Origin of the sequence: Cochlodiniinecator piscidefendens (assembly GCF_011326755.1) — a bacterium.
Taxonomy (GTDB): Bacteria; Pseudomonadota; Alphaproteobacteria; order Rhodobacterales; family Rhodobacteraceae; genus Cochlodiniinecator; species Cochlodiniinecator piscidefendens.
Genome location: NZ_JAAOIE010000002.1, coordinates 474,998 through 496,601, shown reverse-complemented (window position 1 = coordinate 496,601; position 21,604 = coordinate 474,998). Strand labels below are relative to the sequence as shown.

The 21,604-nt window shown below is 51.6% G+C and carries 19 protein-coding genes; 12 read left to right on the top strand and 7 right to left on the bottom strand.

The genetic code is table 11. The features are described 5' to 3' along the window. The gene (locus G9C99_RS07160; protein ID WP_166416763.1) at positions 1-414 is read right to left on the bottom strand and encodes a group III truncated hemoglobin; all 414 of its coding nucleotides are present in this window, start codon (positions 412-414) and stop codon (positions 1-3) included. 267 nt (positions 415-681) lie between these two features. Between G9C99_RS07160 and ileS the strand changes: the two genes are divergently transcribed. Next, positions 682-3,582 carry an isoleucine--tRNA ligase gene (gene ileS, locus G9C99_RS07155; RefSeq protein WP_166416762.1) on the top strand — a complete coding sequence of 967 codons (2,901 nt, stop codon included), beginning with the start codon at positions 682-684 and terminating at the stop codon, positions 3,580-3,582. Between the two features lie 115 nt (positions 3,583-3,697). Next, positions 3,698-4,165, top strand: coding sequence for a methylated-DNA--[protein]-cysteine S-methyltransferase (locus G9C99_RS07150; protein ID WP_166416761.1), 468 nt, complete (start codon positions 3,698-3,700; stop codon positions 4,163-4,165). Between the two features lie 21 nt (positions 4,166-4,186). On the opposite strand, the gene G9C99_RS07145 is transcribed toward G9C99_RS07150, so the two are convergent. The 4 genes from G9C99_RS07145 to G9C99_RS07130 all read right to left on the bottom strand — a co-directional run bounded on the left by G9C99_RS07145 (position 4,187) and on the right by G9C99_RS07130 (position 7,332). Next, positions 4,187-4,819, bottom strand: a complete 633-nt coding sequence (locus G9C99_RS07145; protein WP_166416760.1) for an imm11 family protein — start codon at positions 4,817-4,819, stop codon at positions 4,187-4,189. A 108-nt stretch (positions 4,820-4,927) separates the two neighbouring features. Beyond that, a complete protein-coding gene (locus G9C99_RS07140; protein ID WP_166416759.1) occupies positions 4,928-5,620 on the bottom strand; it encodes a CDP-alcohol phosphatidyltransferase family protein in 693 nt (230 codons plus the stop codon). Positions 5,621-5,695: 75 nt separating this feature from the next. Continuing rightward, positions 5,696-6,625, bottom strand: a complete 930-nt coding sequence (locus G9C99_RS07135; RefSeq protein ID WP_407926010.1) for a tyrosine recombinase XerC — start codon at positions 6,623-6,625, stop codon at positions 5,696-5,698. Continuing rightward, entirely contained in the window at positions 6,625-7,332 is a 708-nt protein-coding gene (locus tag G9C99_RS07130) for a DUF484 family protein (protein ID WP_166416757.1), read from the bottom strand. The genes G9C99_RS07135 and G9C99_RS07130 overlap by 1 nt, the downstream gene beginning before the upstream one ends. A 164-nt stretch (positions 7,333-7,496) precedes the next feature. On the opposite strand from G9C99_RS07130, the gene G9C99_RS07125 reads away from it, so the two are divergent. From G9C99_RS07125 to G9C99_RS07115, 3 genes are all read left to right on the top strand, one after another. Beyond that, positions 7,497-9,692: a primosomal protein N' gene (locus G9C99_RS07125; RefSeq protein ID WP_166416756.1), complete on the top strand. Its 2,196-nt coding sequence runs from the start codon at positions 7,497-7,499 to the stop codon at positions 9,690-9,692. Positions 9,693-9,890: 198 nt separating this feature from the next. Beyond that, positions 9,891-10,439 (top strand): DUF2087 domain-containing protein, encoded by a 549-nt coding sequence (locus G9C99_RS07120; RefSeq protein ID WP_166416755.1) that lies wholly within the window; start codon positions 9,891-9,893, stop codon positions 10,437-10,439. A gap of 1 nt (position 10,440) precedes the next feature. Continuing rightward, positions 10,441-10,923 carry a GNAT family N-acetyltransferase gene (locus G9C99_RS07115; RefSeq protein WP_166416754.1) on the top strand — a complete coding sequence of 161 codons (483 nt, stop codon included), beginning with the start codon at positions 10,441-10,443 and terminating at the stop codon, positions 10,921-10,923. 68 nt (positions 10,924-10,991) lie between these two features. Here the strand turns inward: G9C99_RS07115 and clpA are convergent, their stop codons facing one another. Both clpA and gloB read right to left on the bottom strand, forming a co-directional pair. Further along, the gene (gene clpA / locus G9C99_RS07110; protein ID WP_166416753.1) at positions 10,992-13,313 is read right to left on the bottom strand and encodes an ATP-dependent Clp protease ATP-binding subunit ClpA; all 2,322 of its coding nucleotides are present in this window, start codon (positions 13,311-13,313) and stop codon (positions 10,992-10,994) included. A gap of 168 nt (positions 13,314-13,481) precedes the next feature. Next, positions 13,482-14,261 (bottom strand): hydroxyacylglutathione hydrolase, encoded by a 780-nt coding sequence (gloB, locus tag G9C99_RS07105; protein WP_166416752.1) that lies wholly within the window; start codon positions 14,259-14,261, stop codon positions 13,482-13,484. Between the two features lie 78 nt (positions 14,262-14,339). On the opposite strand from gloB, the gene G9C99_RS07100 reads away from it, so the two are divergent. The 7 genes from G9C99_RS07100 (at position 14,340) to atpD (ending at position 21,594) form a co-directional block, all read left to right on the top strand. Next, positions 14,340-15,017: a DUF938 domain-containing protein gene (locus G9C99_RS07100; RefSeq protein WP_166416751.1), complete on the top strand. Its 678-nt coding sequence runs from the start codon at positions 14,340-14,342 to the stop codon at positions 15,015-15,017. Positions 15,018-15,080: 63 nt separating this feature from the next. After that, positions 15,081-15,827: a class I SAM-dependent methyltransferase gene (locus tag G9C99_RS07095; RefSeq protein WP_166416750.1), complete on the top strand. Its 747-nt coding sequence runs from the start codon at positions 15,081-15,083 to the stop codon at positions 15,825-15,827. Between the two features lie 10 nt (positions 15,828-15,837). Continuing rightward, on the top strand, positions 15,838-16,881 hold the full coding sequence (locus G9C99_RS07090; RefSeq protein WP_166416749.1) for an Ldh family oxidoreductase: 1,044 nt from the start codon (positions 15,838-15,840) through the stop codon (positions 16,879-16,881). 282 nt (positions 16,882-17,163) lie between these two features. Further along, positions 17,164-17,724: a F0F1 ATP synthase subunit delta gene (locus G9C99_RS07085; RefSeq protein WP_166416748.1), complete on the top strand. Its 561-nt coding sequence runs from the start codon at positions 17,164-17,166 to the stop codon at positions 17,722-17,724. Beyond that, entirely contained in the window at positions 17,724-19,262 is a 1,539-nt protein-coding gene (gene atpA / locus G9C99_RS07080; protein WP_166416747.1) for a F0F1 ATP synthase subunit alpha, read from the top strand. The genes G9C99_RS07085 and atpA overlap by 1 nt, the downstream gene beginning before the upstream one ends. Before the next feature lie 20 nt (positions 19,263-19,282). Then, positions 19,283-20,152 (top strand): F0F1 ATP synthase subunit gamma, encoded by an 870-nt coding sequence (locus G9C99_RS07075; RefSeq protein ID WP_166416746.1) that lies wholly within the window; start codon positions 19,283-19,285, stop codon positions 20,150-20,152. A 17-nt stretch (positions 20,153-20,169) separates the two neighbouring features. Then, the gene (atpD, locus tag G9C99_RS07070; RefSeq protein WP_166416745.1) at positions 20,170-21,594 is read left to right on the top strand and encodes a F0F1 ATP synthase subunit beta; all 1,425 of its coding nucleotides are present in this window, start codon (positions 20,170-20,172) and stop codon (positions 21,592-21,594) included. Positions 21,595-21,604 lie beyond the last annotated feature (10 nt).

Below are 21,604 nucleotides of genomic sequence, written 5' to 3'. Positions count from 1 at the left end.
TTAGAATAATTTCGGAGGGGCGTCAGGCGGTGTGCGATCTCCTTCGATCCCCAGTCGTAAACCGCGACCAATCCGGTGCGCGAGTTCGGACCATGCTGCCGCTGTTTGCGCAGGCAGCTTTTCGGTAAGGACCGTGTCAAACAACGCCAGCCATATCGCAAAATGCTCTGGTTCGATGCCAGGCGTCGCGCGATGTACGGCCATTGGGTTGCCGTCATATGTTTTGTCGCGCAAAATTGCGTTTTGCCAAAACCCGGCGATCTTTGCTTCATGCGCAGGCCATTCGTCCGCTTCTATATGAGTGTTGAAGACGGGGCCGAGAGTCGGCTCAATCCGGACACGGGCATAAAAGGCGGTGATCACGCCGTTGATTTGCTCTTGGGTGAGGTCAAAACGTCTAAGGGGATTTGGCATGGGCTTACTTTCTTATGCCTCTTTGATATGCGCCTGCAGACTAAAAATGAAAAGGGCTGTAATTGCCGCAGATAAGGTTGTGGGTGGGGCGCAAACACATCTGGACCTCTTTGGAACCCCGGCCTATAAGGCGCTTATGATGTATTTAGTCCGCGTCATTATACGAATTATTAGCCCGGCGCTCTGATCGAGAGCCGCCGGGACAAGGCGTATGACCCTTTCACGCCGCCCTCATCCCAATTGACGACCGTTTAAGGACCACACGATATGTGCGCCGATACGCCTGAATATAAAACCACTCTGAACCTTCCAAAAACTGATTTCCCAATGCGCGCGGGTCTGCCCAAACGCGAACCTGTCTGGCTGGACCGTTGGGCAAAAATCGGAATTTACGACAAATTGCGTGAACGCGCCGAGGGCCGCCAAAGCTTTACGCTGCATGACGGGCCACCCTATGCGAACGGGCATTTGCATATCGGCCACGCGTTGAACAAAATCCTCAAAGATATGGTTGTACGCTCCCAACAAATGATGGGCAAAGACGCGCGTTACATCCCGGGTTGGGATTGTCACGGTCTGCCGATCGAATGGAAGATCGAAGAGCAATACCGCAAAAAAGGCAAAAACAAAGACGATGTTCCTGTGGTGGATTTCCGTCAGGAATGCCGTAAGTTTGCCGATGGTTGGATCGACGTTCAGCGCGATGAATTCAAACGTTTGGGTATCACGGGCAAATGGGAAAACCCCTATTTGACAATGAATTACCACGCCGAGGCGACAATTGCGTCTGAGTTTCAAAAGTTCCTGATGAACGGCACGCTTTATCAGGGTTCAAAACCTGTAATGTGGAGCCCGGTTGAAAAAACCGCTTTGGCTGAGGCTGAGATCGAATACCACGATCACAAAAGCCACACGATCTGGGTGCCGTTTTCTACCCAGAACGTGGGTGGCGATTTGGCCGAAGCCCGTGTTGTGATCTGGACAACAACGCCTTGGACGATCCCATCGAATAAGGCTGTCGCTTATAACGTGAAGGTGGCTTATGGCCTCTACCGTGTTGATGCCACCGAAGAAGAAAGCTGGACCAACCCCGGCGATCTATATCTGTTTGCGGATACTTTGGCGGCGGACGCTCTGGGCAAATCACGTGTGACTGATTTCACCCGAGTCCGTGAGGTTGCTGCGGCTGAATTTGAGGGCATGATCCTCAAACACCCGTTCCATGGTGCTCAGGAGGCCAATGGTTTCTGGGACTATGACGTTCCAATGATCGATGGTGATCACGTCACCGATGACGCGGGTACGGGCTTTGTTCATACGGCCCCATCGCACGGTGCTGACGACTATGAATGCTTTGTCAAACGCAACTGGATTGATCGCATGACCCACAATGTTGGGGAAGAAAGCGAATTCCTGCCGCATGTGCCGTTCTTTGCAGGGCTGCAAGTCTTTGACCGCAAAGGCAAAGAAGGCAAAGCCAACACCGCTGTTATCGCGAAATTGGTCGAGGCAAACGCGATCATCGCTCGTGGCCGTGTAACCCACAGCTATCCGCATTCTTGGCGCTCCAAAGCGCCGATTGTGTTCCGCAATACGCCACAATGGTTCGCCTCGGTGGACAAAGCGGTGGGAGATGGTCAAGACGAGTACGGCACAACCATTCGCGAACGCGCGCTGAATTCCATCGACCAGTTGGTGGAGTGGACGCCAAAAACCGGCCGTAATCGCCTGTATTCCATGATCGAAGCGCGCCCTGATTGGGTATTGTCACGTCAACGTGCATGGGGTGTGCCACTAACCTGTTTCGTGAAAAAGGGCCTGTTGCCCACTGACCCAGAATTCCTTTTGCGTGATGAGGCTGTGAACGCGCGGATCGTTGAAGCGTTTGAGGCCGAAGGCGCGGATGCGTGGTACGTTGAGGGTGCCAAAGAACGCTTTATCGGGGATGCCGTGAACCCAGATGACTATGATCAGGTCTTTGATGTGTTGGACGTGTGGTTTGATTCCGGCTCAACCCACGCCTTTGTTTTGCGGGACCGCGAAGATGGTTCAGACGATGGTTTGGCTGATCTCTATCTTGAGGGAACCGACCAACACCGGGGCTGGTTCCACAGTTCAATGTTGCAATCCTGCGGCACCCGTGGGCGCGCGCCATATCGGGGTGTTTTGACCCATGGTTTCACGTTGGATGCCAAGGGCGCGAAGATGTCGAAATCTATCGGCAACACCATCGCGCCAGAGCAGGTGATCAAACAATATGGCGCGGATATCCTGCGCCTTTGGGTGGCGCAATCTGACTATACCTCTGATTTGCGGATCGGTGATGAGATCCTGAAAGGCGTGGCAGACAGCTATCGTCGTCTGCGCAACACCATGCGGTTCTTGCTTGGGTCTTTGGGCGATTTTTCTGAAGACAAACGTGTTGAGCCTGAAAATATGCCAGAGCTTGAACGCTGGGTATTGCATCGTTTGGCTGAACTCGATCACACCGTGCGCACCGGTTATGCGCAGTATGATTTCCAAGGTGTATTCCAAGCGATCTTTAACTTTGCGACTGTCGATCTTAGCTCGTTCTACTTTGATATTCGTAAGGATGTTCTCTATTGCGACGGCAATAGTGAACGCCAGCGTGCCGCGCTGACAGTAATGGATTTGCTTTATAGCCGCCTGACCACATGGCTTGCGCCGATCTTGACCTTCACAATGGAAGAAGTCTGGCTAGAGCGCAATGAAGGCGAAGACACCTCTGTGCACCTTGAGGATTTCACGGCGACCCCAGCAGATTGGTTGAACGAACCACTGGCCGCGAAATGGGCCGAAATCCGCAAAGTGCGCCGTGTGGTCACAGCCGCATTGGAAATTCAACGGACCGACAAAGTGATCGGCGCATCGCTAGAGGCGTCGCCTGTCGTGCATGTGCGTGACGAGGCGGTGCTGGCGTCGCTGAAAACAGTACCGTTCGAGGATATCTGTATCACATCTGCGGTGGTTCTGACGGGTGATCCGAGCCCGGCTGAAGCCTTTAGAATGCCAGAGGCCGACGGTGTTGGCGTGGTGTTTGAAAAGGCGGACGGCGAGAAATGCCAACGCTGCTGGAAAATCCTCCCGGATGTCGGCAGCCACGCCCACACCGGCACCTGTAGCCGCTGTAATGAAGCACTAAGCTAACCCATAAAACCCCGGCCAAGCGCCGGGGTTTTTATTTGGCGGTACATGTGTTGATTGCGCAAGTTTCGGAACAGCAGCCCCTTGTCTGCGCATTGGTTTCTGTCATTCTGGCAGGATGGATATACAAACGAATATTGGCGTAACGCATACCCCAATTGGCCACCTCGGTCTGGTTGAGAAAAACGGGGCGATCACGCAATTGTTGTGGGATGCGAAGCCCAAAGGGGAATTGACCGAGGTGTTACGGGCCGGGCTCGCGCAGTTGGATGCGTATTTTGCCGGGACGCTCACGCAGTTTGATTTGCCAATGTGGGTTGAGGGCACCAATTTTCAACGTGTGGTGTGTGACGCGATGTTTGCGATCCCATTTGGCGAAACACTGACCTACGGGGACATAGCCAAACAAATTGGGGCATCTGCACAGGCCGTTGGAAACGCCTGTGGGGCGAACCCTATTCCGGTGATTATTCCATGCCACCGTGTGCTTGGTGCACAAAACCTAGGTGGGTTTTCCGGGGCAGGCGGTGTAGAAATGAAAGTCACTCTGCTGAAACACGAAGGTGCTGCTGGGTTATTGATTTAGGGGTGTGCTTTTCTTGGTTTGTCAGTTTTCGCTGAGCACCTTGCATTTTCGCGGCCCGAATGGGCGCGTAAGTTTGGCTGCCTTTAGTGCCTGAACCAATGGATCACTTAAAAACAATGCTCCCCGTAAAAAAGGATCGATCCATAGATCAGGCCCCTTTAGCGCAACCTTACTCACAACTATGTCGCGGTCTTTGAGAACAAAGGGTAATTTCCATAGGTCCTGGTTCGGATAAGGCTTCATCGCCTCAGGCGAATGCTCTGGTGCAAAGGCGCGCTTTTGATTGCCAAAGTTGATGCAATAATACGCACCTTCAACCCGAGTGGTTCGATTATTTTGGAAAAGCTGTGTCGGGTAAAGCGCTCCGTCCCCAAGATCAAACTGTCGCAACACATCGGCACAGGCCTCGGAGACCATCCAAAAACCACCGGCGCTAAAAATTTCGGGTAGTTTTTTGTACTTTTTATCTTTGTACTCGGCGAAATGATTTTCGGGGAAATATTCCTTTGATATGGGAAAGCCAGCCTCATTCTGGTTCATATTTTTCGCGGCTTTGTTGGCATCAATCTGAAAAAAATCAGAGATGAAATACTTTACCAGCCTCGTGTCTGAGATACAGTTGCTGACCCAAACGATTTCGCGTTGTTTACTCATATCAAGATACCCAAAACAATAGTTAGGATTGCTATCCCACCGCCACTTTGCACGATCTTTTGATTTTACCCAACCCGAAAGGATCGGTCTGGTTTGGGTCTGAATATTTTAGGTGCGTTGGGGAATCGCCTGCTGTGCGATTCCGGCACCAAGCAGATAGATCGAGGTCGCGATAAGCCCCCACAGCGCCCAGCTTTGTGGGTGGAAATCAACCCATGCGGCCCAGCCTGCAAAGGCTGTCCAGGCGATGGCGATTGGCAATGAAATCGAACGCCAGCGTTCTGTACGGACCGGATGGATAAACTTAAGTGGCAAGAACATGGAAACAGCGATGATGCAAACAACCGCCAAAATGATCCAGTGGTTCGGTGCGGTTGCAAATAAAACGAGAACCAACATGTTCCAGCAACCGGGAAATCCAGAAAATGAATTGTCTTTTGTTTTCATGCGCGTATCTGCAAAATACAGGGCGCTGGCAAAGGTAATGACGATAATTGAAAACCATCCAGTCCATCCTGTAAGTAACCCTGATTTGAAGAGTGCATAAGCTGGGACAAAGACGTAAGTCAGATAATCGATGATTAGATCAAGCAAAACCCCATCGTAAATGGGCGCGTTGGTTTTGACATCGTATTTGCGGGCGAGCGGTCCGTCGATGCCATCAACGAAAAAGGCTACAACCAGCCAAAGGAACATCAGACTCCATTCTTCTTCGACGGCGGCCAGCATGGCCAGCATTGCGAAAACAGCACCGGTCGCAGTGAGAAGGTGCACGAGGAGGGCTTTGGCTTTGAGTGTCATGTCTGCGTCATGCAGGATAACAGGGGTTAAATCAACAGGCTTTGGATATTGGGTGCGGATTTCCTTACTAAAAGGTTAATCCGCGTCTTCACCGCGCGGATGGGCGTTGTTGTAGACATCCATGAGGCGGGCAGGGTCCACTTCGGTATAAACCTGCGTGGTGGAAAGGCTGGCGTGACCTAGTAACTCTTGAATGGTGCGTAGATCTCCGCCGGCCCCCAAGAGATGAGTCGCAAAGGAATGCCGCATAGCATGTGGTGTTGCCGTTGCTGGCAGGCCAAGTTGCATCCGTGCTTGGGCGACGGCCTTTTGGATGACGCCGGGACTGAGCGGTCCTCCGCGTTTTCCGCGAAAAATACGGCTATCGGGCGTCATATCAAACGGAACTGCGGCAACGTAGCGATCAACTGCCTGACGTGCCTGTGGAATGACGGGAACGATCCGCGTTTTATTACCTTTACCCGTGATACGCAGGCTTTCACCAATAGGAAGATCTGCGCCAGTAAGACCCAATGCTTCGGAAATGCGCAAACCACAGCCGTATAGCAGGGTAACAACAGCCACATCCCGTAAAGCAACCCAATTGGTTGTTGATTGAAGTTCAACCGTATCGATCAGAGCTTTAGCGTCATCGACTTGTAGTGGTCGTGGCAGCTTGCCTTGAAATTTTGGTGCACGGATAGAAAGGACGGCGGTTGCGTCAAATTGTTCGCGATCCGATAGCCAACGATAAAAGCTTTTTACGGCGGACAGAGCGCGTGCCAGCGATCGGGCCGCAACGCCCCGACGGCGTTCATTGGCCATCCATGCCCGCATATCGGAAATGGAAACGGACCTAAGTTGTGCCATGCCAGCAGCACCGCCGTGGTGTTCTGCCAAAAAGGCCAAGAAACCGGAAACGTCCGTTTGGTAGGCACTCACGGTGTGGTTGGAAATATCGCGCAACGCCTTTTGCGCCAGAAGCCAATTTTCGAGTGCGTCACGTACCGCTGGGGCTATGCCAATCACGACAACCAGCGGCGCATCGTACGTTCAAAAACGCCAGCGAAAAACGCTAATAGGTCGGTGCCTTGGTTCGGTTTAAAGTGATGAGGGTCTTCGCAACCCATCAACAACATACCGGGCAGACGTCCTTCGCCAAAATCCAATAGCAGCGCTGCTTCGGAATGGATGTAATTTCCGCTTTCGCCATAAATTTCGGCTTGGTCGGGTTGAATTTGACGTAATGTGACCTGACGTGGTTCAGCGCCTTCGCGTGCACCGATATAATTCAGAATAAATCCGGGTTCCGCGACGCTTAAGACATCGCCGAGGCGTTTAACGGCAGGGTCATCTTTGCTTTGAACGGTTTCTAAAACCAAACGGACGGAATCGACGCGTAAAATATTGGCAACTTCGCCGCCTAGATCTTTCAGGAAACCTTCAAATTCGACGGGGTCTAGCATCCGCAGGATCGCACGGTGAACTTGATTGGTGCCAGCAAGATTTTCATAGGCCGCTGCAATGACGGACCTGTGTGTGTCTTCTAATCGGTCCAGCCGGGCCTCTAACCGCTCCATCGCGATGCCACGCAAATCGACGACATTGCCGCCCATCTGTGCTTGGTTGGTTGCGATAAGGGCACGCATGATTTCGGGGTCTTCCAGCACGGTGCTGGGGTCGGACAAAATCCGGTCGCGTAAATCTGATTCAAGAAGGGCGCTGCTCGTCATACCTGTCTCGTTTTGTTTTTTGTCTTTATACACCACATTTAGCACTTTTGGCCATGATTATTCCGCGCGCAATCTCTGGATGTGGTTGAGAGGTTGACCCCGCCGAAAGAGGGCGGCAAAATTAGGTGACCTGCCGGGTTTCCCGGCCTATTCAGGACCGCAGTGTGGCTGATCTTTCCTTTTTTGCCCAAGGCCAATTGATTTCGGTGCTGACTGCACAGCCGATAGACCGTTTCCTTGATTACAAAGTACCCGAAGGCGGGTGTTTTATCGGCAGCTATGTTGAGGTGCCTTTGGGACCGCGCAAGGTGCTGGGTGTTGTCTGGGGAGCAGGCGAAGGCGGTTATGACCTAAAGAAAGTCCGGGCGGCCAATCGTGTGCTGGACGTGGCCCCGATGCGCGAAGAAATGCGTCAGTTTTTGATACGTGCGGGGGATTATACGCTCACGCCGCCTTCTGCTATGCTGCGGCTCGCCACGCGAGCTCCGGGGTTGGGTGATCCTCCGTCGATGCAGAAAATATACCGGTTGGGTGATAGCGAACCTGATCGAATGACAGACGCGCGGCTGCGGGTTCTTGGGGTGCTGCGGGCCTATGGTGGGTTAAGTTTCACCCTTAAAGAACTTGCTGATCAAGCGGATACAAGTAGCTCGGTTGTCAAGGGGTTGGTCAAACTTGGTACTGTGCTTGAAGAAGATACACCGCGCGATCAGCCCTATCGTAAGCTTGATCCAGAGTATGGCGGCGTTGATTTGATGGGGGATCAGATTGCAGGCTCTGAGGCTCTGCGCACTGCGGTAAACACAGGGGCATATGGAACCACCCTGCTGAAGGGGGTAACGGGATCAGGCAAAACCGAAGTCTACATGGAAGCCATCGCTGCCTGTTTACGCCAAGGGCGGCAGGCGCTTGTTCTCTTACCGGAAATTGCCTTAACAGCGGAGTTTTTGGTTCGCGTTGAAAAGCGGTTCGGAGCGTCACCGGGGGAATGGCATTCTGGGGTGACTATGACGGAACGTCGGCGGCTGTGGCGCATGGCGGGGCAGGGCGGTGTTGACCTTGTGATTGGTGCGCGATCCGCACTGTTTTTGCCGTTTCGTGATCTTGGCTTGATTGTCGTCGATGAAGAACACGATAGTTCCTATAAGCAAGAAGAGGGCGCGCTCTACAATGCGCGCGATATGGCTGTTTTACGGGCAAATTGCTGCTCTGCGCAGGTCGTGTTGGCCTCTGCAACACCTTCGCTTGAAAGTTGGTCCAACGCCGAGGCTGGTAAGTACAAGCGGATTGATCTGACATCGCGATATGGGGCTGCGGTTTTACCGGATATGCATGCTATCGACATGCGAAGTGAAACGTTACCACCCAGCCGATGGATTTCTGATACGTTAAAGAAATCTGTAAACACTCGCATTCAAAAAGGTGAACAATCACTGTTGTTCATCAATCGTCGCGGTTATGCACCAACGACGGTATGTCGCGCATGTGGGCATCAAATTGGTTGTGACCTTTGTGATGCGCGGATGGTTGAACACCGGTTTCAAAATAGGTTGATGTGCCACCAGTGCGGTGAAAGTAAACCCATGCCTGAGCAATGCCCATCGTGCGAGGCTGTGGGCAAATTGGCCCCTGTTGGGCCGGGCGTTGAACGTTTGGCTGAAGAAGCTAAAGAAGCCTTTCCAGACGCACGTATTGCGGTTTTGTCATCCGATTTATTTGGATCGGCACGCGCATTGAAAGAACAAATTAACCTGATCGCCGAAGGGAATGCTGATATTATTATCGGTACGCAGTTGGTGGCCAAGGGGCATAATTTTCCACACCTCACATTGGTTGGTGTGATTGATGCTGATCTAGGTTTGCAAGGTTCTGATCTGCGGGCGGCGGAGCGCAGTTTTCAGTTGATGCGTCAGGTTGCCGGTCGTGCGGGGCGTTCGGATAAGCCTGGCGTTGCGTTGCTGCAAACCTATCAACCAGAACACCCGGTCATTCGTGCAATCCTTTCTGGAGATGAAGAGGCATTTTGGAATGCCGAAGCTGGCGAACGGCAGGTCGCCGGGGTTCCCCCATTTGGGCGTTTGGCAGGCATTATTTTGTCATCGCCAGACGTACAGCAGGTTTTTGATTTTGCCGGGGAAATGGCGCGCAACGATGGGCCGCTGCGTGCGGCAGGCGTGCAGTTATTTGGTCCGGCTCCGGCGCCGATTGCGCGTATCCGGGGGCGGCACCGGGTTCGGCTATTAGCAAAAGCGGATAAGACGGTTCACATCCAAAAGGCGCTTTCAGCTTGGGTTGGGCAGTTTCGATTGCCAAATAATTTGCGGTTGTCGATTGATATTGATCCTCAGAACTTTTTCTGATCGTAGACCTATCAGGAAAACGTTGTGGTAGATGTATTAATTGGTTACATCTTTCCTTGGTTGGCAGTTCCCGAGGCGCCGCTGTCCCAGATGGGAAGCTAAACCTGCCATTTTTTCGACCGCATCTGACACAATTGTCCAGTGCCGAGTCGTAAGTCAGCGGCCAGCGACAGTCTAACGGCACGTTGAGGACATAATATGTCTAAAGACCCTATTTCGCTTTTCGCGCCTGATATATCGCGTTTTGCGCGCAATGTTTCCCAGCAATTGAAAGAACATGATGGGCCGCCGTCGCATTTGAGCCTGCTCAATATGCTCGCGCGTGGTGCAGGGTTTCGCAATTATCAACATATGAAGGCGTCCCATTCAGCGCAAATGCGGTTGAATGATGAAAAGCCTGATGAAAACGTCGATCATCGACTGATTGAGCGTTGCTTGCAGCATTTTGATGACGGAAAAATGATACGTTGGCCCTCCCGGCGACCTGTCCAAGAGCTATGCCTTTGGGCGCTTTGGTCTGATTTTCCGTCTGCGTTGTCTTTGCATGAACGTGAAGTGAATGCGCGTTTGAACCAATTGCACAGCTTCGGAGATGCGCCATTATTGCGGCGCAGTCTTGTCGGATTAAAACTGCTCAGCCGAAACCTTGATGGGTCTGACTATCAGCGCCAAGAAATGCGACCTCCGGCAGATGCGCTCGAGCTTATCAAGAAGATCACCAATCAGCGTTTGGATCGAGAAGAGTAACATGCATATTCGAAGACTTGATAAAGACGCCGATTTTGAAAGTGTTGTAGATCTTAACCGTAGGGGGGCCGATTATTGGGAGCTTGTGGGTGATCTATCGTCAAATCGAGATAAGGCCGAGGCTGTCTTTAACGAAGTTCCGCCGAATTGTTGCGTCGCGAATGCGCACCAATGGGGTTTGTTCCTGAATGATCAACTGCTGGGCATTTCCGTTTTGCATTTTGGCTTTCCTGAAGATGGAGATGCCTATCTAGGATTGCTTTTGTTGGATTCCAAATCTCGAGATCAGGGGTATGGTCGGCAATTATTGAAATGTGCCGAGACAGATGCGCGCGCGCGATTAGCCGAAAAGCTGTATCTTGCGGTGGCAGGTGTTAACACCAAAGGGTGGGCATTTTGGCAGAGCGAAGGATTTCATGACACCGGTGTTAGTGGGAATAATGACGCAGGGGTTGAACTGCATCGATTGGTGAAGCAGCTCTAACCTTGCTATAGCGTAGGTATGTAAAAAGCCCTGTCGAATTGGCAGGGCTTTTTATTGTTGTGATGCTTTTACTCAGCTGTGAGCAACGGTGGAGTTTTACCAGAAAGTTGCCGTTGTTCAGGCGGTAGAACTTCGATATCCAGTTTGCCAGCTTTGACTGATACCTTGACCAACCCGCCTTTGGCGAGCTTCCCGAAGAGTAATTCTTCGGCCAGAGGTTTTTTGATGTGCTCCTGAATGACACGGCCCAATGGACGCGCCCCCATTTTGTCATCATAACCTTCGTTGGCTAACCATTCTGCCGCGGCCCGTGTGAGTTCGATAGACACATTGCGATCCATCAATTGCGCCTCGAGTTGAAGCACAAATTTCTCGACAACCTGCAAAATAACCTCTTTGGGTAGTGGTGCAAAGCTGACCACTGCGTCGAGGCGATTGCGGAACTCAGGTGTGAAGGTGCGCTCAATGGCTGCAGTATCTTCGCCTTCGCGGCGATCTCGTCCAAATCCAACAGCTTCTTTGGCTTGTTCAGAAGCACCTGCATTTGATGTCATGATCAAGATCACGTTGCGGAAATCGACTGTGCGCCCGTTGTGATCGGTGAGCGTACCGTGATCCATAACCTGCAACAGAATATTATAAACATCCGGGTGTGCCTTTTCCATTTCATCCAAAAGCAACACACAATGTGGATGTTGATCGACACCATCCGTCAGCATGCCGCCCTGATCGAATCCGACATAGCCGGGAGGGGCACCAATTAGACGCGATACCGCGTGCTTTTCCATGTATTCAGACATGTCAAACCGCAACAATTCGACGCCCAGTGTGTCGGCCAATTGCTTGGCAACCTCAGTTTTACCCACACCCGTTGGCCCAGCGAACAGATAGTTGCCGATGGGTTTATCTGGCTCACGTAACCCTGCGCGGGACAACTTGATCGCGGACGACAGGGCATCAATTGCATTGTCTTGGCCAAACACTACGCGTTTGAGCGATTTTTCGAGATCACGCAGCACCTCAGCATCGTCTTTCGAGACGTTCTTTGGTGGGATACGGGCGATCTTTGCGACAACACCTTCGATTTCTTTAGTGCCGATGGTTTTGCGGCGTTTGCTCTCAGCAACCAAATGCTGTGCAGCACCTGCTTCGTCGATCACGTCGATCGCCTTATCAGGGAGTTTTCGATCTGTAATATAACGTGCCGACAATTCGACCGCAGTTTTGATCGCATCGGCTGTATATTTGATCGAATGATGCTCTTCGAAATAGGGCTTTAGGCCACGCAAAATTTTGATTGCATCCTCAACAGAAGGCTCACTGACGTCGATTTTTTGGAAACGACGTGACAGCGCGCGATCTTTTTCAAAATGTTGGCGGAATTCTTTATAAGTTGTGGAGCCCATGCAACGCAGTTTGCCACCCTGAAGTGCAGGTTTCAGCAAGTTTGACGCATCCATGGCACCACCAGACGTCGCGCCAGCACCAATCACCGTGTGGATTTCATCAATGAACAACACAGCGTCGTCATGATTTTCCATTTCAGTCATGACTGCCTTTAGGCGTTCTTCGAAATCCCCGCGGTAACGTGTCCCCGCGAGAAGGGCACCCATATCTAAAGAATAGATGGTTGTTTCTGCTAGGATTTCAGGTGTCTCGCCGCGTGTTATTTTATACGCGAGCCCCTCAGCAATTGCTGTTTTCCCAACGCCGGGATCCCCAACAAGAAGTGGATTGTTTTTACGACGACGGCATAGAACTTGAACACAGCGTTCAACCTCTTGATCCCGCCCAATAAGCGGATCAACATCACCGTCACGCGCTTTTGCATTCAAATCGATGCAGTATTTGGCAAGCGCGCTGTCTTTCTTTTCGCCTTCTTCCGCTGGCTGTACAACTTCGTCAAATTCATCTGAGCCCGAGATAGGGCGGCTTTCGCCAAAATCAGGGTCTTTGGCCACGCCATGGGCGATGTAGTTTACGGCGTCGTAGCGTGTCATTTCCTGTTCTTGTAGGAAAAACGCAGCGTTTGACTCGCGTTCAGCAAAGATTGCGACCAAGACGTTTGATCCGGCCACTTCACTGCGGCCTGACGATTGAACGTGGATAGCCGCGCGCTGAATGACGCGTTGGAAGGCGGCCGTTGGAACGGCCTCAGACCCTTCGACATCCGTGATCAACGTTGTGAGATCATCTTCGATAAACTCAGCCAGAGCTTGGCGTAGTTCAGCTAGATTGACGTTACATGCTTGCATGACGCGGATTGCGTCTGGTTCTTCTGTCAACGAAAACAGAAGATGTTCTAGGGTAGCGAGTTCGTGGCGATGCGAGTTGGCCAATGCGAGTGCCGCATGGATCGCTTGCTCGAGCGTATTTGAGAATGAAGGCAAGGTCTTGCTCCTTTCCTAGGTCGGCAGGGATTACCCTTTAGACTGTGGCCTCGTATCTCTTAAAGTTCGGTTGTATGTGCGACCGCTTCAAGAGCATTTTCTTCAAATCCTGTCACATTTCCGAAGATAAGGGCAGGTTTTTCTCAGTGTCTTATGTTTAGTGTGACATTAAAAGGTATCTTTTTGGTGTCTGACCTTGGCAAAAGTATCCGCCGAAGTGGCGTTAGGTGTTCCAAGGGCGGACTTTAGTTCTGGCAGATGCGCACGCAAAAAAGGATTTGTTGCACATTCTTCCGATAAAAGGGACGGAACGGTTGGGCGCCCTGTCGCGCGGGCCGTATCGATTTCGGTTGCTCTAGAGATAAGCGCTTTGTTGTTGGGTTCAATAGTTAACGCAAAACGGGCGTTGGATTGTGTATATTCATGCCCTGAACAAACAATCGTCTCTGGCGGGAGAACTATTAGTTTTTGCAAGCTGTTCCACATCATTTCTGGGGTGCCTTCAAACAGACGCCCACAACCAAGGGCCATGAGGCTATCCCCAGTGAACACAGCATTAGCAGCCGGCATGTAAAACGCGATATGATTGATCGTGTGGCCCGATACATCAAAAACTTCGACATCTTGGCCCAAAACACGCAAAGCCGCATGTTCGCTGACTGTGGCATCAAGAAATGGCAATCTGTGTTTGTCTGATGCGGCACCGATGACCATAGCGCCGGTTTTTTTGCGTAACTCTTCCACCCCATCAATGTGGTCATCGTGGTGATGCGTGAGCAAAATATCAGTAAGCTTCCAGCCTTTTTTTGACAGGGCATCCAGAATAGGGTCTGCCTCAGGCGCATCAAACAACGCGGTTTCTTTGGTGTCGGAGTTGTGCACCAAAAATGCGTAATTGTCAGACAGACAGGGGACGGTCAGAATTTCAATGGAGGCGTTGGAAGGCACAGGGTTCTCCTAGGGCAGTGTTTGCCAACTCTTGCGCAAACTGCAACTGGGCGCAATAAGAGATGAAGGAGAATTCAAATGACTGATAAAGCCGCAGGCAAGACAAGGTTGGTACTGCCCGACAGCCCTTATTTGGATGAAAGCGCACAGGACGGGCGGCTGCATGCGCCTTCGGCGGCGCGGAACCTTGATCCGATCCTTGCGCGTCTGACACGTCATGTGCCGTGTTCGGGTGTTGCATTGGAAATTGCGAGCGGGACGGGGCAGCAAATTGCAACGCTTGCGGATCGGTTTCCTTCCGTCACTTGGCAGCCCAGTGATATTGCGCCTGAACGCTTGCGCAGTATAGAGGCGTGGCGCACCCATAGCGACTGCAGTAATCTGCGTACGCCGATCGAATTTGACGCGACCGGGGATTGGACGCAGATTTCTGAATCGTTTCAATTGGTTTACCTCGTTAACTTGTTGCATTTGATAACGGATACAGAGGCTAAAGCTATTGTTCAGGGTATCTCTGAAGCACTCGCTCCTGGTGGGCGTGTATTCCTTTATGGCCCATTTATGGACAACGGCACCTATCGAAGCGTAGGTGATCAACGCTTCGATGAAAGTTTAAAGAGCCAAGCAGAAGGTGTCGGCTACAAAGACTTTCAATGGCTCGAGTCGCAATTGGCACAGGCAGGATTGAATTTACTTGAGCGGAATGAAATGCCTGCAAATAACCTTTCAATCGTGGCAGAGCGTCCGGGCGAATAGAAATCGTAGATTTTTCGCAAAACTACGTTAAAGTCATCCTTAACAGGAGGCAGGCAAACCCCGATGCATTTGGACGTTCTTGACTTAAGGACATTTTATTACCGCAGTACGCTTGGTCGTTCTGCGCAAAAAGCCGTGCGCGATCAGGTGCGATCCATGTGGCCCGATGCACAAGGGCAGACAGTGGTTGGGTTTGGTTTTGCGGTTCCTTTGTTACGCCCCTATTTGGGCGAGGCACGGCGTGTTGTAGGGCTTATGCCCGCACAGCAGGGGGTAATGTCTTGGCCTGCTGGTATGCGCAATGTATCGGCTTTGTGCGAAGAAATCTCATGGCCGCTGCAAACCGGAAGTGTTGATAAGCTTGTCCTTATGCATGGATATGAAACTTGTGATAATCCTACGGCACTGCTTGAGGAGTGTTGGCGAGTGCTGGGCCCCGGGGGGAAGGCATTATTCATAGTACCTAATCGGGCGGGTCTTTGGGCGCGAAGCGACCTTACGCCTTTTGGATATGGGCGCCCCTATAGTTTATCCCAGCTTGAACAGCAGTTGAAGCGCCATGACTTTGTGCCCGAGCGGCACCGAGCAGCGCTATTCTCTCCACCGAGTAATAAACGATTTTGGTTAAAGAGCGCTCAGTTCCTTGAGCGTACAGGACAAAAATTCTCCTCATATTATGCTGGGGGTGTTGTGATGTTGGAGGTGCGCAAACAAGTGCTTGCACCAACCAATACGGGAACGGCAGTTCCAATTCGTCGGCCGCTGCGCGTTCTCGAAGGGCTTAAGCAACCAGAGGTGAAACCTATTTAGGATCGTTGACGTGACCACAGAAGGCCCAACCGGTAGCAAACTTGATTACGATGGTGAACGGATTAGCGTAGGCTGTGATGTCGCCATCGACACCGTGCACCGGATTATGGAGCTAAATGGTTGTACGCATGAGGTTGCATCGGAGGTGGCAGAACATCTAGTCGAATCTGACCTGTCAGGTGTCGAGTCTCATGGCGTTATGCGCGCATTGAAATATGCGGAGTTTTTTCAAAATGGCCGAATGAACCCTAGGGCGGTTGCTCAGGTCGTGGTGCGTGAAAACGGTGTAGAGGAAATCGACGGTCAGGGGGGAATTGGTATCCCAGCAATGCGATTGGCTGCACATCATTCCTGTGCGCGCGCCAAAGAAACGGGTATGGCGGCGCTCGCGCTTCGAAATGTTGGGCATACAGGCCGGTTAGGGGCCTTTGCAGAATATGCTGCGAATGAAGGCTGTCTGATGATCATTGTTGGCGGGGGAGGGCGGCAAAATTGGCGGCAGGTCGCGCCTTACGGTGGTCGAAAGGCGCTATTGCCGACTAATCCCTACTGCATTGGCATACCTGGAGGCGACCGCGGCCCCGTTGTTTTGGATTTCGCAACCTCGCAAATCGCAGGTGGTTGGATCTATGCCGCCCAGAGCGCGGGTGCTCAACTTCCCGAAGGGGCGTTGATTAACAAAGACGGATATCCTAGCCGCGATCCAAATGACTACTTTAATGGGGGGGCGATTTTACCGTCCGGTGGGCCCAAAGGATATGCGTTGTCTGTGATGGCAGAAATGATCTGCGAAGCGATGTTGGGTCCAGTAACCACTGAATGCAATTGGATGATGATCACGTTGGATACGTCTCGGTATAGAGCAGCGAATACAATGCAGGCTGCAGCCGAAGAGGTTCTGAGCGAGTTACGAAACTGCCCGACAATGCCCGGATTCGCCCGAGTGGAGATTCCCGGAGAGCGCGAAGCGGACCAGCGCACGCTAAATAGACCCTTGGGATTGCAAATTCCTGCCCCAACTTGGAGCGCGATTGTCGCTGCATCTGGAAGTTGATCGCTAAAATGGGGCGATTTTATCGTCAGGAATCGCCTTGAGGCGTCGTTTTTTCCCCTTCATCATGATGTTTTTTCAGCGCAATACGTCGCAGCTTGGCCCAAAGCCCTATTTTTATAGGAAAAACTAGGTTGCGAAAAAAGCCTTAAGACAGTTGATAGGTGAGGTCGTGTCTGCTACATCGACGCTGATTTTGGTGCTTACGTTCGTTTGCATCATCCAAGCCGCTCTGCCTAGGGACTAAGAAACTCTAGCAGGGCTCCTGACATCGGAAGGGTGGACGTGTCTGAACCAGCTTCGATCTCTTCTGGCATTGCTGCACGCTATGCCACGGCCATTTTTGAATTGGCCAAGGAAAGTAAGGACCTAAAAGCGCTTGAGGCTGACGTCTCTGCGCTCGAAACCGTTCTTGCAGAGAACAAAGAATTTTCCGCTCTGATCTTTTCGCCTGTGTATTCACGCGAAGAACAGGGTTCAGCGGTTTCTGCAATCGCTGAGAAAATGAAACTCTCCTCTACAGTCGCAAACGCGCTGAGCCTGATGGCCAGCAAACGTCGTCTGTTCGTTTTGCCACAATTGGCAAGCGCACTGCGTGGTTTGATTGCTGCTGAAAATGGGGAAATCACTGCCGAGGTGACAGCCGCAAAAGCGCTGACTAAAACCCAGGCGGACAAACTTGCTAAGACGCTTAAAGCGACTATCGGCAAGGATATTAAAATTAATGCGACCGTTGATGAAAGCCTCATTGGCGGTCTTGTCGTTAAGGTGGGTTCGAAAATGATCGATACGTCGATCCGCTCGAAACTCAGTAGCCTTCAGAATTCTATGAAAGAGGTCGGATAATGGGCATCCAAGCAGCCGAAATCTCTGCGATCCTCAAGGAGCAGATCAAAAACTTTGGCCAAGAGGCTGAAGTTGCAGAAGTGGGCCGTGTGCTTTCCGTTGGTGACGGTATTGCGCGTGTATACGGCCTCGACAACGTTCAGGCCGGTGAAATGGTCGAATTCCCCGGTGGTATCCGTGGAATGGCGTTGAACCTCGAAGCTGACAACGTTGGTGTTGTTATCTTTGGTTCCGACCGCGACATTAAAGAAGGTGACGTTGTAAAACGTACCAACTCAATCGTGGACGTACCAACAGGTGACGCACTATTGGGTCGTGTTGTTGACGGTCTGGGTAACCCGATCGATGGCAAAGGTCCAATCGTGACCGACACGCGTTCTGTTGCAGATGTTAAAGCACCGGGCATTATCCCACGTAAATCTGTTCACGAACCAATGGCGACAGGTCTGAAATCTGTTGACGCGATGATCCCAGTTGGCCGTGGCCAGCGTGAGCTTATCATTGGTGACCGTCAGACTGGTAAAACAGCGATTGCGCTCGATACCATCCTGAACCAAAAATCCTACAACGAAGCCGCTGGCGACGACGAAGGTAAAAAACTGTATTGCGTATACGTTGCGATCGGTCAAAAACGCTCAACTGTTGCTCAGCTTGTTAAAAAGCTCGAAGAAACAGGCGCGATGGAATATTCTATCGTTGTAGCTGCGACCGCTTCTGACCCTGCACCAATGCAGTTCTTGGCACCATATGCTGCGACTTCTATGGCGGAACACTTCCGTGATAACGGTCGTCACGCTTTGATCATCTATGATGACCTTTCAAAGCAAGCTGTGTCTTATCGTCAGATGTCTTTGCTTCTTCGTCGTCCACCAGGACGTGAAGCGTACCCAGGTGACGTTTTCTATCTTCACTCCAGACTTTTGGAACGTTCTTCTAAATTGAACGAAGACAACGGTTCTGGTTCTTTGACCGCTCTGCCGATCATTGAAACCCAAGGTGGCGACGTTTCTGCGTTTATTCCAACCAACGTGATTTCCATCACCGACGGTCAGATCTTCTTGGAAACTGAATTGTTCTACCAAGGTATCCGTCCTGCTGTGAACACTGGTCTTTCCGTGTCTCGTGTTGGTTCATCTGCACAAACCAAAGCAATGTCTTCTGTTGCTGGTCCGGTTAAACTGTCTTTGGCTCAGTATCGTGAGATGGCTGCGTTTGCTCAGTTTGGTTCCGACCTTGATGCCGCAACCCAACAGTTGCTTGCACGTGGTGCGCGTTTGACTGAGCTGATGAAACAGCCGCAGTACTCACCGCTGACCAACTCTGAAATCGTTTGTGTTATCTACGCAGGTACACGTGGTTATTTGGATAGCGTCGAAGTGAACCAAGTTGGTCGCTACGAACAAGCTCTGCTGAACCACTTGCGTCAGAACCATGCTGATTTGCTGAAAGACATCACCGACAATGACCGTAAGGTTAAAGGTGAGCTGGACGACAAAATCAAAGCAGCTTTGGACGAATTCGCAGCTGATTTCGCCTAAGGCCCTGAAAGGACTGGAAGATGCCAAACCTTAAGGACCTCAAAAATCGGATCTCGAGTGTTAAGAACACGCGTAAGATCACGAAGGCGATGCAGATGGTCGCGGCGGCAAAGCTCCGTCGCGCCCAAGAAGCAGCCGAAGCAGGCCGTCCCTACGCAGATCGGATGAATTCCGTTCTGGGTGGGTTGGCTTCTGCGGCTGCTGGCTCGGATTCTGCACCGAAATTGCTGTCTGGCACTGGGTCTGATCAGATCCATCTGTTGGTGGTAATGACTGGCGAACGCGGACTTTGCGGTGGCTTTAACTCTTCAATCGCGAAAATGGCTCGTGCCAAAGCGAATGAATTGGCTGCTGCTGGCAAAACCGTGAAAATGCTGACCGTTGGCAAAAAAGGCCGCGATCAGTTGAAGCGCGAATTTGGGGATCAAATGATCGGCCACGTCGATCTAAGTGATGTGAAGTCTGTTGGTTTTGCCAACGCGCACAGCATCGCACGCGACATTCTTAGCCGCTTTGACGCGGGTGAGTTTGACGTCGCGACGATCTTCTTTAACCGCTTCGTAAACGTCGTCAGCCAGATCCCAACAGCGACACAGGTTATTCCTGCGTCGTTTGAAGGGGCCGAAGAGGCCAGCACGCTATATGATTACGAGCCGGACGAAGAGGCCATTTTGGCCGACCTTCTGCCGCGCGGTGTAGCCACGCAAATTTTCGCTGCTCTCCTTGAGAACGGCGCATCTGAGCAAGGCGCGCGGATGTCCGCAATGGACAACGCAACCCGTAACGCTGGTGAAATGATCGACAAACTGACAATCGAGTTTAACCGCTCACGTCAGGCCGTGATCACCAACGAGCTTATTGAAATTATCTCGGGCGCTGAGGCGCTCTAAGAACCCGGAGACGAAACATGGCAAACGCAAAAGGCAAAATCACTCAGGTGATCGGCGCCGTTGTCGATGTGCAGTTTGAGGACAATCTTCCTCAGATTTTGAACGCGCTAGACACGGAAAATAACGGCAAAAAACTGGTTCTTGAAGTTGCTCAGCACCTTGGTGAGAACACAGTTCGCGCAATCGCAATGGACTCAACCGAAGGTTTGGTTCGCGGTCAAGCGGTGGAAGATACTGGCGGCCAGATTATGGTTCCAGTGGGCAACGCGACCCTCGGCCGTATCTTGAACGTGACTGGCGACCCAGTTGACGAACAAGGCCCTGTAAACGCAACAGATAGCCGCGCTATCCACGGCGATGCACCTGAATTCTCAGAGCAGTCAACTGAGACTGAAATTCTGGAAACAGGCATCAAAGTGATCGACCTTCTCGCCCCTTACACCAAAGGTGGTAAAATTGGTCTGTTCGGTGGTGCTGGTGTTGGTAAAACCGTTTTGATCATGGAATTGATCAACAACATCGCGAAAGTGCACTCAGGTGTGTCTGTGTTCGCGGGTGTTGGTGAGCGTACACGTGAAGGTAACGACCTTTACCACGAGATGATTGAATCTGGCGTTATCGTTCCTGATAACCTCGAAGAATCAAAAATCGCTCTGGTTTACGGCCAGATGAACGAGCCTCCCGGAGCACGTATGCGTATTGCGCTGTCAGGTCTGACCCTGGCTGAGCAGTTCCGCGATGATACGGGTTCTGACGTTCTGTTCTTCGTTGATAACATCTTCCGCTTTACACAAGCGGGTTCTGAGGTGTCAGCGCTGTTGGGTCGTATTCCTTCTGCTGTGGGTTACCAGCCAACATTGGCAACCGACATGGGCGCGATGCAGGAACGTATTTCATCAACCAAATCAGGTTCTATTACGTCCGTTCAGGCCGTTTATGTTCCTGCGGATGACCTTACCGACCCTGCGCCAGCGACATCATTTGCTCACTTGGATGCGACAACCGTTCTGGATCGTTCGATCTCAGAAAAAGGTATCTATCCTGCGGTGGACCCACTTGGTTCAACTTCACGTTTGCTTGACCCACTGATCATCGGTGAAGAGCACTACAAAGTTGCAACTGACGTTCAGCAAGTTCTTCAGCGTTATAAGTCTTTGCAAGACATCATCGCCATCCTTGGTATGGACGAATTGTCAGAAGACGACAAATTGGCAGTGGCACGTGCGCGTAAAATCGAACGCTTCTTGTCACAACCGTTTGACGTTGCGAAAGTCTTTACTGGCGCAGACGGCAAACAGGTTCCATTGGAAGACACTGTAGCGTCTTTCAAAGCTGTTGTGGCTGGTGAATACGATCACCTTCCAGAGGGCGCCTTCTATATGGTTGGTGGCATCGACGAAGTGATTGCAAAAGCTGAAAAGATGGCTGCTGAAGCAGCCTAAGGGAGGGTCA

Bases quoted from the DNA above. Each gene is read 5' to 3' on its own strand.
- G9C99_RS07160 (WP_166416763.1), bottom strand. From the start codon at position 414: ATGCCAAATCCCCTTAGACGTTTTGACCTCACCCAAGAGCAAATCAAC.
- ileS (WP_166416762.1), top strand. From the start codon at position 682: ATGTGCGCCGATACGCCTGAATATAAAACCACTCTGAACCTTCCAAAA.
- G9C99_RS07150 (WP_166416761.1), top strand. From the start codon at position 3,698: ATGGATATACAAACGAATATTGGCGTAACGCATACCCCAATTGGCCAC.
- G9C99_RS07145 (WP_166416760.1), bottom strand. From the start codon at position 4,819: ATGAGTAAACAACGCGAAATCGTTTGGGTCAGCAACTGTATCTCAGAC.
- G9C99_RS07140 (WP_166416759.1), bottom strand. From the start codon at position 5,620: ATGACACTCAAAGCCAAAGCCCTCCTCGTGCACCTTCTCACTGCGACC.
- G9C99_RS07130 (WP_166416757.1), bottom strand. From the start codon at position 7,332: ATGACGAGCAGCGCCCTTCTTGAATCAGATTTACGCGACCGGATTTTG.
- G9C99_RS07120 (WP_166416755.1), top strand. From the start codon at position 9,891: ATGTCTAAAGACCCTATTTCGCTTTTCGCGCCTGATATATCGCGTTTT.
- G9C99_RS07115 (WP_166416754.1), top strand. From the start codon at position 10,441: ATGCATATTCGAAGACTTGATAAAGACGCCGATTTTGAAAGTGTTGTA.
- G9C99_RS07100 (WP_166416751.1), top strand. From the start codon at position 14,340: ATGACTGATAAAGCCGCAGGCAAGACAAGGTTGGTACTGCCCGACAGC.
- G9C99_RS07095 (WP_166416750.1), top strand. From the start codon at position 15,081: ATGCATTTGGACGTTCTTGACTTAAGGACATTTTATTACCGCAGTACG.
- atpA (WP_166416747.1), top strand. From the start codon at position 17,724: ATGGGCATCCAAGCAGCCGAAATCTCTGCGATCCTCAAGGAGCAGATC.
- G9C99_RS07075 (WP_166416746.1), top strand. From the start codon at position 19,283: ATGCCAAACCTTAAGGACCTCAAAAATCGGATCTCGAGTGTTAAGAAC.
- atpD (WP_166416745.1), top strand. From the start codon at position 20,170: ATGGCAAACGCAAAAGGCAAAATCACTCAGGTGATCGGCGCCGTTGTC.